We start from the raw sequence: 13,338 nt of genomic DNA on the forward strand, positions 1-13,338 counted from the left end.
TTTTTGACTGCAAGGAGAAAAAGACATGGCCAAAGCCACCACAAGCAAAACCACGAAGAAGAAGCCTGCAAAGAAAGCAGCGCCCGCCAAGAAAACGGCGGCCAAAAAAGGCAGCAGCAAAGTAACACCGATTAAAGCCGCGGGCGCCGGTAAGGTGACGCAGGTTCTGGGTGCTGTTGTTGATGTGAAATTCACAGGCAATCTTCCCGCGATTTTGAACGCGCTGCATATTGATATGGATGGCCGCACACTGGTGCTGGAAGTTGCCCAGCATCTGGGTGAAAGCACGGTTCGTACGATTGCCATGGACACGACCGACGGTCTGGTCCGCGGCAAGGATGTTGTTGATACGGGCGCGCCGATTTCCGTGCCGGTCGGACCGGCAACGCTGGGCCGCATTATGGATGTTATCGGTAACCCTGTTGACGAGCTGGGCCCGGTGAAGTCCAAACAGACCTATCCGATCCACCGCCCTGCACCGAGCTTTGTCGATCAGTCCACCGAAACCGAAATGCTGGTCACGGGGATTAAGGTCGTCGATCTGCTCGCGCCCTATTCAAAAGGTGGTAAAATCGGCCTGTTCGGTGGTGCCGGTGTCGGTAAAACCGTGACGATTATGGAGCTGATCAACAATATCGCGAAAGAACACGGTGGTGTGTCTGTTTTCGCAGGTGTGGGTGAGCGGACACGTGAAGGAAACGATCTGTATCACGAGATGATTGAATCCGGCGTTATCAAACCGGGTAAAGAAGGCTCGAAAGCCGCGCTGGTTTACGGTCAGATGAACGAGCCGCCGGGTGCGCGTGCGCGTGTTGCCCTGACGGGTCTGACACAGGCGGAATATTTCCGTGATGAAGAAGGTCAGGACGTGTTGTTCTTTATTGATAACATCTTCCGCTTTACGCAGGCGGGTGCCGAGGTTTCGGCGCTGTTGGGTCGTATTCCTTCCGCTGTGGGTTACCAGCCGACGCTGGCGACGGATATGGGGGCATTGCAGGAACGTATTACATCGACCAATAAAGGCTCGATTACATCGGTTCAGGCCGTTTACGTTCCCGCCGATGACTTGACTGACCCTGCACCGGCAACATCCTTTGCGCATTTGGATGCAACAACGGTTCTGTCGCGCCAGATTGCGGAGCTGGGTATTTATCCGGCGGTTGACCCGCTTGACTCCACCAGCCGTATTCTGGATCCGCGCGTTGTGGGTGAAGAACATTACGCGGTTGCGCGTCAGGTTCAGAAAACCCTGCAGGATTACAAAGCACTTCAGGATATTATCGCCATTCTGGGTATGGACGAGCTGTCCGAGGAAGATAAGCTGACCGTTGCACGCGCACGGAAAATCCAGCGCTTCCTGTCACAGCCTTTCCACGTTGCCGAGGTCTTTACGGGTACGCCGGGCGTCTTCGTACAGGTTGAGGACACGATCCGCGGCTTTAAAGGCATCGTTAACGGTGATTATGATCACCTGCCGGAATCTGCCTTCTACATGGTTGGCACGATCGAGGAAGTTGTCGAAAAAGCCAAGAAAATGGCACAAGAGGCAGCATAAATAACTTTAACGGGAAAGAAGGCGCATCATGTCATCAGCCACTATGACGACGGAAAACACCTTTAAATTCGCACTGGTTTCACCGGAACGCATCCTGATGTCCGAAGATATCAAGATGGTAACGGTGCCGGGCGATGACGGTGATTTCGGTGTTCTGCCCAATCACGCACCGCTGCTCTCTTCACTCAGAGACGGTATTGCCGTGATCCTGCGCGCAGACGGTACGGAAGAAAAAGTCTTTGTATCCGGCGGTTTTGCCGATGTGAATGACAATGTCTGCACCATTCTGGCCGAAGATGCGGCGGCGCTGTCCGATCTGGACCGTGCGGCGCTTGAGGCAGAGCGCGAGAAAACCTCCGAACATCTGAAAATGGTGGATGAGGAAGAGCATGATGATCTGATCAAACGCACGCGTCTGGTGCGCAAGCTGGAGCGGATCGAAACCAAGCTGGCGTTGATCGCTTAAATACGGGCTTATCAGGCTTCAGAACGGAATAACAAAAGCATGGAAAGAGATTTCCGTGCTTTTTCTTTGAACTGTTTCTAAGTCTTATGCGGCGCCGGGGCCTTTCGAGGCGCCGTCATTTTTGCGGTCAGGATTGATGATTTTGATAACGTTTTCGTCCGTTTTCTTGGCTTTGCTACCGCGGAAAGCATTGGACAGCTTGTTCATCAGGCCGTTTTTGGGCTTTTTCTGTTGATCAAAGGATTTTGCCGGAGCGGCGGTGCGCTTTACGCGGCGGATCGCCGGGTTTTCGCGGCGGCGCTTGATACCGTAATAAGTGTCGGAAATTTTGTCATGGATTTTCATGCCCATGGGGAAACCTGCGATAAAGCCCATAACGCTGGCAACCGTGGATGTAAATCCGATCACGGATGCGGATGCGGCGGTTGCGGGCAGAACGGCGGCAAGGCCGAGGCCGACAACGGTTGATGCAATCATGCTGAACGCAACGGCGGTCACAGCAACGGCAGCGAGTTGGGTAAAGGAATAATTTCCGAACATGTGTTTTTATCTCTCTTCAAATTGTGAGTGGGGTGTTAATTTCCTTGCCAGACTAGCGGTTTCGCCTGCACGAGTCAAGAATTATGATAATCGTGTGTCAAGTATTATTGAAAAAAATAAGGCTTGTCTTCAAGGGGAATTAGTGTTACAAAATCGTCACGCATTTTTTCAAGATTATGATAACTTATTAGGCGCCAAATTGCCATGTCAGAAAAAGAACCCAAGAAAAAGAAGAACTTATTCGACTCTCTGAAAGACACGTTCAACAGCTTTGTCGATGAAAAGAATCTTGAGCAAGGGCTTGAACAAAGCGGGTTTTTCCGCGCCGTCCGTCTGGGGCGGATTGACGAGGTTGTCCAGTATCTGCGCGACGGGCAGGATATTAATGCCTATGGCTTAAGCCGCCAGACAGCGCTGCATACCGCCGTCTCTAAAAATAATCTTGAAATGTTCGAAACACTCCTCAAAAACAATGCTGATCCTTTTTTACCTGCCGATGATACCTATGGCACGACGGTGATTGACCGCATTATCTCGCGCGATGCGCATGAAATGCTGGCAAAACTGCGGAAATACGGCGTTGATTTAAGCAAAACCGACCAGCGCGGTGAAACGGCGCTTTACAAAGCTGTTGAGCAAAACAAGCCCGAAATTGTGCGTGAGCTGCTGTCATGGGGCGCAGACCCGCTGTGGACCGGCAAGGGACAGATGACGCCGGTGATGCTGGCGATGAGCCGCGGCTATGTCGAAGTTGTCGAGGAATTGCTGCAGCATAAGGCTGTGCAGGCGAATTTGAACCATCCGGAAGCTTTTGGCATGACAAAAGAGCCGTTGATGCATCAAATTCTGGAATTCGGCTCGGAAGAGCTGGCACCGGTGCTGTTGAAATACGGCATCGATTTTAACGTCTATAATGATGACGGTTTAACGCCGCTGCAAAACGGTATTTCGCGCGGCGAGATGAAATATGTTTCGCTGTTGGCGGAAAAGGGCGCGGATATGAATGCGATGCCGAGCGCGGGCGAGGGATATCTGCCGCTGCATTTTGCCTGTGATCCCTGGCGCTGGAAAAACGTCAATACAACGGATGTGCTGCGCGTGCTGCTGTTTACGGGGGCTGATCCGAATATTCTTGATAAAAAAGACAATGCGACGCCGCTTTCGATCCTGCTGCGCAAGGATAATGTGGCGGATATCAGCGGTTGCGTTGACGTGCTGCTGACATTTGATGCTGTGACCAATGTTTACGATAATCACGGCAAAACGCCGCTGCTTTACGCGATGGACCTTGATCGCCAGAAAATGGAAGGGATCGTTGAAAAGCTGCTGGAAGCCGGTGCAAGCCCGAATTTCCCTGAAAAAGATACCGGCAAAACGCCGCTGCATTATGCCGTGCTGCGCGGGGATGACTGGCTGGTGGAAAAATTGATGGAATATGGCGGAAAACCGCTGCAAAAAGACAAAAACGGTGATACGCCTTTATCGCTTGCGAAAAAACAGACGCCGGCTCCGGCTTATCTCGCCGCTCTGCAAGGGCAGCCGCGTGTTGCGGGAAACGCACCGGCTGATGCGGGTGTGCAACAGGCGCAAGCGCGGACAAAGCGCAACAAGGGCGGCAACCGTCCGCGCTGATTTTTCTTCTTTTTTTGATGATGTTTAAGAGGCAGGTTTATTTTTAAACCAGACTTCCTGAATAATGCTTTGTTTGATGCGTTCCTGCGCGGCCTCGTCAATATTGAAATGGCGCGCTGCGAAATCCGCAAGCCCCTGTTCATAAGGGTGAATTTTGCCGTCGGCAACCAGAATACGCCATAAATCCTCGTAGAATTGCAGGGTTTCGGGCGGGCGCAGGTTTTTTTTCAGTGTTTTGATGAATTTTTCCATTTGCAGCTCGTGCCCTTCGGTCAGCTGCGCATTGATGATGAGGTTTTCCAGCACAAAATCGTCAAAGCCGAAACGGCGGCGGGTCAGGTCGCGGATAACCCCGATTTCTCTCTCATCCATTTTATAATCGGCAAAGGCGGCATAAACCAGCAGGGCGGCGACGGTCATTTCCAGATTGGCACCCATGGCAAAATCAGCGTAGCAAAGCTCCGGATTGTTAATCAGCGCCGTTAAATCATTCCATAGCATGGCTATACCTTAGGTGAGGGGTGAAAATTCCCTCCGTGTTTTTAAGAGTCGTCGATTATTTTCTGCACGGTGGTTTTAAAGGACGATCCGCTGCTCATCAAGACTTCACGTTTGATCTCTTCATGTTCCATCGGGCCGATATTGAACCGTGCCGCGAGAATATTCGCGATCCGTTGTTCCAACGGGTCAATTTTACCATCCGCCATGATGATATGCCAGATGGTTTTAAAAAATTCCCGTATTTCCTGATCATTGAAGTTGTTTTTGATCGTATCAATGAATTCGTGAATATCGACATATTCATCACCGGTCACGCCGGCGCTGATAATCAGATCATCGATAATGGCATCATTATAGCCGAAACGGTCTTTCAGCAATGTGCGAATCATATCGACTTCATCCTGATGGAAGCTTTTATCGGCAAAGGCCGTATGTACCAAAAGCGTGGCAACCGCGACATTCACGGTATCCTGCACGTAAAAATCCGCATAACGCAGGTCATGATTGTGTACCAGTGTGTTGAGTTCCTGCCACATGAGCCTGTCTCCCTTCAACATTCTTTATTTTATCAGCGACATTTATACATTTAATAGTTTAGCACAGGAGAGTTAATGATTGTTTTATATCATCCATCATTCCCTATGGGCTGCGTTGCTTCGTCGCTCATGTATTATTCATACACATCGCTCCTTGCGCCTAACCCATGGGGAATGCTGTTCGATCTAGTCGTTTAGTTTGTGCCGCTTTCTTCCAGCAGTTTTTGAATACCGCTTTTATGGCGCGATGCTTTGCCGAGAACCTCGTTTTTGATCTCCGCATGTTCCATCGGGCCGATATTGAAACGCGGCGCAAGCAGATTGGCCAGTTTCTGTTCGAAGGGGTGGATTTTGCCGTCGGCGATAATCACCTCCCAGATCATGGCGAAAAATCCGCGCAGTTCCTCTGCGCTGAACCTGGCGCGGATAATATCGATAAATTCATCAATATCAAGGATTTCGTTGCGGGTGCGGTCGGCATGGGTGATGAGATGTTCGATCAGCTCTTCGCTATAGCCAAAGCGGTTTTGGATCATTTCCTTGATGCGCTCGAATTCGGTTTCATGGAATTCCTTATCGGCCAGCGCGGCATGGATAAATAATGCGGCGGCGGAAATATGCAGATTCTGCTCCTGCGAAAAATCGGAATAGGCGATATCTTCATTGTGGAAGAAAGCGACGATCTGGTCCCACATGCGCATATCATAGACTTCTTCCTTTAAAATCACGCTGTCATGCCAGACAACGCCCAGCAAATGACAGATTTTGCGCATCAGCTGGTCTTCCTTATGTTTGATATTGCCGTCGGCAAAGACAACGCGCCATAGCATGCGCACGACATCCAGCCGTCCTTCCTGATCGAAATTGCGGTTGATAACGCGGATAAAACCGTAAAAATCGATGGCATCATCGGTCTGTTTTTTTGCCTCGTCCATCATGCGGGTGATCATTTCATAGGGGATATCCAGCTCGTTCAGCAGGATGGCGCGGATGGTGCGCTGCTCGTTTTCATCATATTCTTCATCCGCAGCGGCAATATGGACAAGAAGGGCGGCGATGCTGAGATTAAGATTGTCATCCTGCCGCAGATCGGCAGCACTTAAATTCTCGCGCGCCAGCAGTCCCGTCAGCCTGTCCCAGAGATTTTGGTTTTTATTGTCGCGCATCATGGCTGTTCCGATCAGAGAGAAGGTGCAAGTTTTTCAACTCTGTCAGCTTAGCGAAAAAATACTGGAAGCAAAAGGCGAAAGCACAGTCTGTGTCAGCTGTTCGGTTTGCTGCGGAAAAAGAGCAGGACAAGATAGGCGGGGATGGCAAGTGCGCCGGCAACGAGGAAAAAGAGGTAACTCATTTCCAGCGGCAGGGTCATGAGTTTGCCGATTTTTTTCTCCAGCCTGTGAAAAGAGGGGCTGATATTCAGGCAATATAAACCGCCAATGGCGAGGATGAATGACAGACGGGTCAGACGCGGCCAGCGTAAATCCTTGCGGAACGGTCCGGCAAAAAAGCGAAACAGCAGAATAAACGGGAAGAGGAGAATAAAGGCGATACCGACCATGCCCTTATCCCAGAGCTTTTCACCCAGCCCATCGGCTTTGGACGGATCAACCTCGAAGCGGGTTTTATTATCCATCCCCATCCGTTCGCGCCATTCCTGCCCCATCCGGTCACCGAGGGGGTTGTAATTCGAGGATAGCTTTCCGAAAAGGAAACTGTCGAAAAAAGAGTTTTTATTATTGTCGCTCATGGTTATGAAGCCTAACAGTGATGAGGGTAAAAAGCCATCATAAATCCCGCCTGTGCGCTATATAGAGGGATTACGGCGGCGGAGGACGCGGCGGTAATGCATATGGGCTTGGCCGGGCGTGCCGCCTTCGGTGACAAGGGTATTATAAGCCTGCCTTAGCGATTGTGTGCCTTCGAGTTCGGAGAAGTTGCGGATGATTGTGGTTAAGGCACCGGTGCGGATATCCTGCGTGTGGCGGCTGTGTTCGCGGTCGGCGAAATTGAAGATATCGGTGATGCGGAGGCCGCCGTCCTGACGGTAATAGACATGTTCGACCTCGGCATCGCCGGTTTTACGCCAAATATCACTTTCTTCAACGGCTGGGGCATCGTCATTTAAAGCTGCTATGCCTATTTGTCGAAACTGTTTAATCAATTTGGAAATGTCAGGATTATTGCCGCTATTGGCCCAGCTGCTAATTCCTTTCGGATTTGTACCGTCACTACCGATAACGAGGGCATCTGCGCCGCGGCGCAGCAGCAGTTTTGTCATTTTCATGTGTCCATGATAGGCGGCATGGATCAGCGGCGTATTGCCTTTGCTGTTGCGGGTGTCGATATTGGCACCTTTGGAAATCAGATAATCGGCGATGCTGCATTGACCGGCAATAGCGGCGCGGGCGAGGGCGGTTTCCGTTCCGTCCAGAACATCGACAGGGACGCTTTCTTCCTCGATCAAATGGCGTACCGTCGCAAGGTCGCCGTTTTTAACGGCGCTCATCAATGTATTGATCTGGTCTTTGCTGGCCATGTCTTAGATGCTTTCTGTCTTTTTTGCTGCGGCAAAACCGCATCGCAGGGCAGGGAATACTATAGTTATGTAATATGTTTTTGTCAATATGATTTTCCTGTAGATTACGGTGATTTTGTGTAGAATAGGGCATCTTTTTGGATGCCGCCATAGGACAGGAGAGAGTTTATGCCGCATAATCTGCTGACACATCTTTCGGATGAAACCCGCGCCTTGCATGATAGCGGGCTGTATAAAAAAGAGCGTATCATCACCTCGCCGCAGGATGCGGAAATCACCAATGACAATAGACATGTGATTAATCTTTGCGCCAATAACTATCTGGGGCTGGCGGATAATGCGGAACTGATTGATGCCGCGAAAAAGGCACTGGATACGCATGGTCTGGGTATGGCCTCGGTGCGCTTTATCTGCGGTACGCAGGATTTGCACAAAAAACTGGAAGATACGGTCAGCGGCTTTCTAGGGACGGAAGACACGATCCTTTATTCCTCCTGCTTTGATGCCAATACGGGGCTGTTTGAAACCATTCTGACGGAAGAAGATGCGATCATCAGTGATGCGCTGAACCATGCCAGCATTATCGACGGTGTGCGGCTGTGCAAGGCCAAGCGGTTGCGTTATGCCAATAATGACATGGCTGATCTGGAGGAAAAGCTGAAAGAGGCCAAGGATTGCCGTTTTCGTCTGATTGCCACAGATGGTGTTTTTTCGATGGATGGTATTATCGCGAATTTGCCCGCCATTTGCGATCTGGCGGATAAATATGATGCGATGGTGATGGTCGATGACTCTCACGCCATCGGCTTTGTCGGGCCGGGCGGGCGCGGCACACCGGAACATTGGGGTGTGCAGGATCGTATCGATATCATGACAGGCACTTTCGGCAAGGCGCTGGGCGGTGCCTCGGGCGGCTTTACCTCCGGCAAGAAAGAAATTATCGACTGGCTGCGCCAGCGCTCGCGCCCTTATCTGTTTTCCAACACCATGGCACCGCCGATTGTCGCAGCGGCAATCAAGGCGCTGGAAATGGTGACGGAAGGAACGGAGCTGTTGGCAAAGCTGCGCGGCAATGCGGAATATTTCCGCGAGAAAATGACGGCGCTGGGCTTTGAGCTGGTACCGGGGGAACATGCAATTATCCCCGTGATGATCGGCGATGCGAAAATCGCTTCGGAAATGGCGGATAAACTGCTGAAGGAAGGGCTGTATGTGATCGCCTTTTCCTATCCCGTTGTGCCGCAGGGCAAAGCCCGTATCCGCACGCAGATGTCGGCGGCGCATGGGCGCGAACATCTGGATAAAGCCATTGCCGCCTTTGAAAAAGTCGGTAAAGAAATGGGCATGATTTAGGAGTGTCTTGAAACATGAAAGCATTGGTCAAAAAAGAGGCAAAAACCGGACTTTGGATGGTGGAGGATTCCCCGCTGCCGGAATGCGGTGTCAATGACGTCTTGATCAAAATCCGCAAAACCGCAATTTGCGGTACGGATATTCACATTTATCAATGGGATGACTGGGCGGCGAAAACCATTCCCGTGCCGATGGTTGTCGGGCATGAATATGTCGGGGAAATCGCCGATTTCGGATCAGGCGTGCGCGGCTTTGAAAAAGGTATGCGCGTTTCGGGCGAGGGCCATCTGACCTGCGGTCATTGCCGCAACTGCCGCGCCGGAAAACGGCATCTGTGCCGCAATACCGTCGGGGTCGGTGTCAACCGTCCCGGCGCCTTTGCCGAATATCTGGTTATTCCGGCGGAAAACGTCTTCCCTATTCCCGATAATATTCCCGATGATATGGCGGCGATTTTTGATCCGCTGGGGAATGCCGTGCATACGGCGCTGTCTTTTGATCTGGTCGGCGAAGATGTGCTGATTACGGGCGCAGGGCCGATCGGCGTGATGGCGGCAGCGGTTGCGCGTCATGTCGGGGCGCGTCATGTCGTGATTACCGATGTGAATGATTACCGTCTTGATCTGGCGAAAAAACTGGGCGTCAGCCGTGCGGTGAATGTCGCTAAAGAAGATCTGGGCGCGGTGATGAAAGAACTGGGCATGACGGAAGGTTTTGATGTCGGGCTGGAAATGTCGGGCAATGAAGCGGCTTTTAACCAGATGATTGATGTGATGAATCATGGCGGACGTATCGCCGTGCTGGGTATTCCGCCCAAGGAAATGGCGGTCGACTGGACGAAAATTGTCTTCAAGGGTTTGTTTATTAAAGGTATTTACGGGCGTGAAATGTATGAGACATGGTATAAGATGACCACCATGCTGCAAAGCGGGCTTGATTTGACGCCGATCATCACGCATCATTTCGGTATCAACGAATTTGAAAAAGGTTTTGAAATTATGGGCTCGGGCAAGTCAGGGAAAGTTATTCTCGACTGGGCGGCCTGAACAAAAGAGAGAAAGGAAAAAGCTATGGCAGACGCAGCAATCGCAATCAAACAGGGAGAACAGGACATGCAGAAAGATACGGCAGAGCTGATGGAACGTTTCGGTGTGGATGCGGCGCGTTACACGGGCGGCACACTGAAAGTTTACTCTCCGATTGACGGCAGCGAAATCGGCGCGGTGCATGAAGACAGCGTTGCGGAAGCCGAAGGCAAAATCGCGGCGGCGCATCAGGCATTTCAGGCATGGCGCAAAATTCCCGCGCCGAAACGCGGTGAGCTGGTCCGTATTTACGGCGATATTCTGCGCGCTTATAAAGAGCCGCTGGGCCGCCTTGTCACGCTGGAATGCGGCAAAATTCTCTCCGAAGGTCTGGGGGAAGTGCAGGAAATGATCGATATTTGCGATTTTTCCGTCGGCTTGTCGCGCCAGCTTTACGGCTTGACAATTGCCTCGGAACGCCCCGGCCACAAGATGCAGGAAAACTGGCATCCGCTGGGGGCAATCGGCGTGATCAGCGCCTTTAACTTTCCCGTTGCTGTCTGGTGCTGGAATGCGGCGCTGGGTTTTGTCTGCGGTGATCCGGTTGTCTGGAAACCGTCGGAGAAAACACCGCTGACGGCGCTGGCCTGTGAAGCATTATTTGCCAAGGCCGTGAAGCAATATGGTGATGATGTGCCTGAAGGTCTGCTGTCTGTCGTTATCGGCGGGCGTGAGCTGGGCGAGCTGCTGGTGGATGATAAACGTCTGCCGCTGATCAGCGCCACAGGCTCGACCCGTATGGGGCGCGAAGTTGCGCCGCGCGTTGCAGCGCGTTTCGGGCGCAGCATTCTGGAACTTGGCGGCAATAATGCGATGATTTTGACGCCGAGTGCCAATCTTGATCTGGCGCTGGGCGCAACGGTCTTTGGAGCGGTCGGCACTGCCGGACAGCGCTGCACAACACAGCGCCGCTTGATTGCGCATAAAGATGTGCTGGAAGGCTTTATTTCCCGCGTCAAAAAAGCCTATGAAACCGTCAGCATCGGCAGCCCGCTGGAAGCTGACACGCTGATGGGCCCCTTGATTGATAAACAGTCTTTTGACGCAATGCAGGAATCGCTGGAGAAGGCGCGTAAAGCGGGCGCGAAAGTCTTTGGCGGCGAACGCGTGTTGGCGGAGCAATATCCGGAAGCTTATTACGTGACGCCTGCCGTGGTCGAGATGGAGGAACAGACGGAGCTGATGCATCACGAAACCTTTGCGCCGATCCTTTATGTCGTGCCTTACGAGGATTTCGATACGGCCATCGAGATGCAGAATGCCGTACCGCAAGGCCTGTCATCCTGCGTGTTCACCAATGATGTGCGTGAAGCCGAGCAGTTTACCGGCGCATGGGGTAGCGATTGCGGCATTGCCAATGTCAATCTGGGCACCAGCGGTGCGGAAATCGGCGGTGCGTTCGGCGGTGAAAAGGAAACCGGCGGCGGACGCGAAAGCGGTTCCGACAGCTGGAAGGCCTATATGCGCCGCAGCACCAATACGGTGAATTTCTCTGCCGATCTGCCGTTGGCGCAGGGCGTTTCCTTCGATATCGTCGGGTAAGTCTGATAATGGGTATGGAAAAAAGCCGCGACCCGACGATGCAGGCGCTTTTGGAGGAGTCGTCGGGGCAGGCACCGCAGGATTTACCGCCCACCGCACCGGTGAAGCTGTATTCCACAACGCAGGTGGGGGTCGGAACGTTTTTATGCGGGCCGCTGGCGGCGATGTTTTATCTGCGGCATAATTTCAACGCGCTGGAACGCCGGAATATGGCGCAGAAGATTGTTGCGGGCAGTCTGCTTTATACCTTTGTTCTGGCGGTTGTGATTTATTTCCTGCCGGAGGACTTTCCCAGTTCGGTTATCCCTGCCGTGAATTTGGCGGTGGTGCTGTCGATTATGCATAGCAATGGTATGAAAAAAGAGGATTTGCTGGCGGCAGGGCACGGGGTGCAGCATTGGGGCAGGGCTTTGGCTGTCGGGCTGGGAGGATTCCTCTTGTTTCTTGCCATTTTGCTGGGCGTGCTGATCTCGATGGATCAAATTCTGGGCGTAGCGGGTTAAAGCAAGATGGGCGTTTTGGTGCGGCCGGTATTTTGTGCGGCGCTATCCGATGTCAATAAAGTTATCTGATAGCAGATCAAGTGCTTTATTGACTGTTGCCAGACGCACGGCGCGGCGGTCGCCATCAAAAATATGTTTCTCCGTTGTGATGTGCGGCGTCTTGTTGCCAGGTTCCAATACAGCGAGTCCGAACCAGACCGTGCCGACAGGCTTCTCCGCAGAACCGCCACCCGGCCCCGCCACGCCTGTCACGGCAATGGCGAGATAGCGGCTGTTCGCCGTTTCGCGCGGGTGATGCAGCAAAGCGCCTGCCGCCATTTCCGCCGCCGTTTCGCTGCTGACCGCGCCATGTTGTTTTAACGTGTCGCTTTGAACGCCCAGCAAGACGGTCTTGGCATGGTTGGAATAGACGATATGCCCGCGCTCGAACACATCGGAGGATCCGGCGATTTCCGTCAGGATGCCGCCGATCAGACCGCCTGTGCAGGATTCGGCGGTGGCCAGCTTTGCGCCGTTTTCACGGCATATTTGCAAAAGCCGTTCTGATTTTTGTAAAAGTGTCTGAGGAAACATTGGTCAAAACGAATGTGATTAAAACAGCATCAGCGCACCGATACAGGTGCCGAGCAAAGCGTAAATACCTGCGAAGAGATCATCCATCATCACCGCCCAGGCACCTTTGCGCTTTTTATCGTAAAAGGAGCAGGGCCAGGGTTTCTTGATATCGAAAAGGCGGAAGAGGGCGAAAGCCAACAGCCAGAGCTGCCAATGCGTTGCGGCGGGAATGGCGGCGATCCACAGGCCGAGAGTTTCATCAATCACGACTTCGGGCGGGTCTTCCTTTCCGGTCTGGTGCATGTAGTAATGCACGGCATCGGTGCCGATCCAGATACATAATCCGATCCCGACCAGCAATCCGGGGATACCGAAAAAATATTGCAGCAGGAAACCCAGCGGGATTGATGCAAGGCTACCCATTGTGCCGGGGGCTTTTTTTGCAAGCCCGCTGCCGCCCCATGTGGCAAGGAAGACTTTCCAGTCTCTTAGGGATAAATCTCCAGGAAGTTCAATGAAATGCTTGCTCATACT

Annotated in this window: 15 protein-coding genes; 7 read left to right on the forward strand and 8 right to left on the reverse strand. The window is 52.3% G+C overall.

Annotated elements, in window-relative coordinates; all coding sequences use genetic code 11:
* Positions 1 to 25: 25 nt before the first annotated feature.
* Complete coding sequence (gene atpD / locus HND56_04785; GenBank protein QKK05048.1) at positions 26 to 1,555, forward strand: F0F1 ATP synthase subunit beta; 1,530 nt, start codon at positions 26 to 28, stop codon at positions 1,553 to 1,555.
* A 28-nt stretch (positions 1,556 to 1,583) separates the two neighbouring features.
* Positions 1,584 to 2,021, forward strand: a complete 438-nt coding sequence (atpC, locus tag HND56_04790; protein QKK05049.1) for an ATP synthase F1 subunit epsilon — start codon at positions 1,584 to 1,586, stop codon at positions 2,019 to 2,021.
* Positions 2,022 to 2,105: 84 nt separating this feature from the next.
* Here atpC and HND56_04795 read toward each other — a convergent pair whose 3' ends face one another.
* Positions 2,106 to 2,561: a hypothetical protein gene (locus tag HND56_04795; protein ID QKK05050.1), complete on the reverse strand. Its 456-nt coding sequence runs from the start codon at positions 2,559 to 2,561 to the stop codon at positions 2,106 to 2,108.
* 204 nt (positions 2,562 to 2,765) lie between these two features.
* On the opposite strand from HND56_04795, the gene HND56_04800 reads away from it, so the two are divergent.
* Complete coding sequence (locus HND56_04800; GenBank protein ID QKK05051.1) at positions 2,766 to 4,193, forward strand: ankyrin repeat domain-containing protein; 1,428 nt, start codon at positions 2,766 to 2,768, stop codon at positions 4,191 to 4,193.
* A 24-nt stretch (positions 4,194 to 4,217) separates the two neighbouring features.
* On the opposite strand, the gene HND56_04805 is transcribed toward HND56_04800, so the two are convergent.
* The 5 genes from HND56_04805 to HND56_04825 all read right to left on the reverse strand — a co-directional run bounded on the left by HND56_04805 (position 4,218) and on the right by HND56_04825 (position 7,766).
* The gene (locus HND56_04805; GenBank protein ID QKK05052.1) at positions 4,218 to 4,694 is read right to left on the reverse strand and encodes a TerB family tellurite resistance protein; all 477 of its coding nucleotides are present in this window, start codon (positions 4,692 to 4,694) and stop codon (positions 4,218 to 4,220) included.
* 41 nt (positions 4,695 to 4,735) lie between these two features.
* Positions 4,736 to 5,230 (reverse strand): TerB family tellurite resistance protein, encoded by a 495-nt coding sequence (locus HND56_04810; protein ID QKK05053.1) that lies wholly within the window; start codon positions 5,228 to 5,230, stop codon positions 4,736 to 4,738.
* Between the two features lie 194 nt (positions 5,231 to 5,424).
* Complete coding sequence (locus HND56_04815; GenBank protein QKK05054.1) at positions 5,425 to 6,399, reverse strand: TerB family tellurite resistance protein; 975 nt, start codon at positions 6,397 to 6,399, stop codon at positions 5,425 to 5,427.
* Positions 6,400 to 6,491: 92 nt separating this feature from the next.
* Positions 6,492 to 6,977 (reverse strand): hypothetical protein, encoded by a 486-nt coding sequence (locus HND56_04820; GenBank protein QKK05055.1) that lies wholly within the window; start codon positions 6,975 to 6,977, stop codon positions 6,492 to 6,494.
* 57 nt (positions 6,978 to 7,034) lie between these two features.
* On the reverse strand, positions 7,035 to 7,766 hold the full coding sequence (locus HND56_04825; protein QKK05056.1) for an ankyrin repeat domain-containing protein: 732 nt from the start codon (positions 7,764 to 7,766) through the stop codon (positions 7,035 to 7,037).
* 168 nt (positions 7,767 to 7,934) lie between these two features.
* On the opposite strand from HND56_04825, the gene HND56_04830 reads away from it, so the two are divergent.
* From HND56_04830 to HND56_04845, 4 genes are all read left to right on the forward strand, one after another.
* Positions 7,935 to 9,119, forward strand: coding sequence for a glycine C-acetyltransferase (locus HND56_04830; protein ID QKK05057.1), 1,185 nt, complete (start codon positions 7,935 to 7,937; stop codon positions 9,117 to 9,119).
* A 14-nt stretch (positions 9,120 to 9,133) separates the two neighbouring features.
* Positions 9,134 to 10,165: an L-threonine 3-dehydrogenase gene (tdh, locus tag HND56_04835; protein ID QKK05058.1), complete on the forward strand. Its 1,032-nt coding sequence runs from the start codon at positions 9,134 to 9,136 to the stop codon at positions 10,163 to 10,165.
* Between the two features lie 66 nt (positions 10,166 to 10,231).
* The gene (locus HND56_04840) at positions 10,232 to 11,746 is read left to right on the forward strand and encodes an aldehyde dehydrogenase family protein (protein QKK06556.1); all 1,515 of its coding nucleotides are present in this window, start codon (positions 10,232 to 10,234) and stop codon (positions 11,744 to 11,746) included.
* Between the two features lie 8 nt (positions 11,747 to 11,754).
* Entirely contained in the window at positions 11,755 to 12,249 is a 495-nt protein-coding gene (locus HND56_04845) for a hypothetical protein (protein QKK05059.1), read from the forward strand.
* 42 nt (positions 12,250 to 12,291) lie between these two features.
* On the opposite strand, the gene HND56_04850 is transcribed toward HND56_04845, so the two are convergent.
* Both HND56_04850 and HND56_04855 read right to left on the reverse strand, forming a co-directional pair.
* On the reverse strand, positions 12,292 to 12,822 hold the full coding sequence (locus tag HND56_04850; protein ID QKK05060.1) for a CinA family protein: 531 nt from the start codon (positions 12,820 to 12,822) through the stop codon (positions 12,292 to 12,294).
* A gap of 18 nt (positions 12,823 to 12,840) precedes the next feature.
* Positions 12,841 to 13,335, reverse strand: coding sequence for a phosphatidylglycerophosphatase A (locus HND56_04855; GenBank protein ID QKK05061.1), 495 nt, complete (start codon positions 13,333 to 13,335; stop codon positions 12,841 to 12,843).
* Positions 13,336 to 13,338 lie beyond the last annotated feature (3 nt).

It is taken from the genome of Pseudomonadota bacterium, from assembly GCA_013285465.1.
In the GTDB taxonomy this organism is placed as follows: Bacteria; Pseudomonadota; Alphaproteobacteria; order Micavibrionales; family CSBR16-224; genus CSBR16-224.

Bases quoted from the DNA above. Each gene is read 5' to 3' on its own strand.
- atpD (QKK05048.1), top strand. From the start codon at position 26: ATGGCCAAAGCCACCACAAGCAAAACCACGAAGAAGAAGCCTGCAAAG.
- atpC (QKK05049.1), top strand. From the start codon at position 1,584: ATGTCATCAGCCACTATGACGACGGAAAACACCTTTAAATTCGCACTG.
- HND56_04795 (QKK05050.1), bottom strand. From the start codon at position 2,561: ATGTTCGGAAATTATTCCTTTACCCAACTCGCTGCCGTTGCTGTGACC.
- HND56_04800 (QKK05051.1), top strand. From the start codon at position 2,766: ATGTCAGAAAAAGAACCCAAGAAAAAGAAGAACTTATTCGACTCTCTG.
- HND56_04805 (QKK05052.1), bottom strand. From the start codon at position 4,694: ATGCTATGGAATGATTTAACGGCGCTGATTAACAATCCGGAGCTTTGC.
- HND56_04810 (QKK05053.1), bottom strand. From the start codon at position 5,230: ATGTGGCAGGAACTCAACACACTGGTACACAATCATGACCTGCGTTAT.
- HND56_04815 (QKK05054.1), bottom strand. From the start codon at position 6,399: ATGATGCGCGACAATAAAAACCAAAATCTCTGGGACAGGCTGACGGGA.
- HND56_04820 (QKK05055.1), bottom strand. From the start codon at position 6,977: ATGAGCGACAATAATAAAAACTCTTTTTTCGACAGTTTCCTTTTCGGA.
- HND56_04825 (QKK05056.1), bottom strand. From the start codon at position 7,766: ATGGCCAGCAAAGACCAGATCAATACATTGATGAGCGCCGTTAAAAAC.
- HND56_04830 (QKK05057.1), top strand. From the start codon at position 7,935: ATGCCGCATAATCTGCTGACACATCTTTCGGATGAAACCCGCGCCTTG.
- tdh (QKK05058.1), top strand. From the start codon at position 9,134: ATGAAAGCATTGGTCAAAAAAGAGGCAAAAACCGGACTTTGGATGGTG.
- HND56_04840 (QKK06556.1), top strand. From the start codon at position 10,232: ATGCAGAAAGATACGGCAGAGCTGATGGAACGTTTCGGTGTGGATGCG.
- HND56_04845 (QKK05059.1), top strand. From the start codon at position 11,755: ATGGGTATGGAAAAAAGCCGCGACCCGACGATGCAGGCGCTTTTGGAG.
- HND56_04850 (QKK05060.1), bottom strand. From the start codon at position 12,822: ATGTTTCCTCAGACACTTTTACAAAAATCAGAACGGCTTTTGCAAATA.
- HND56_04855 (QKK05061.1), bottom strand. From the start codon at position 13,335: ATGAGCAAGCATTTCATTGAACTTCCTGGAGATTTATCCCTAAGAGAC.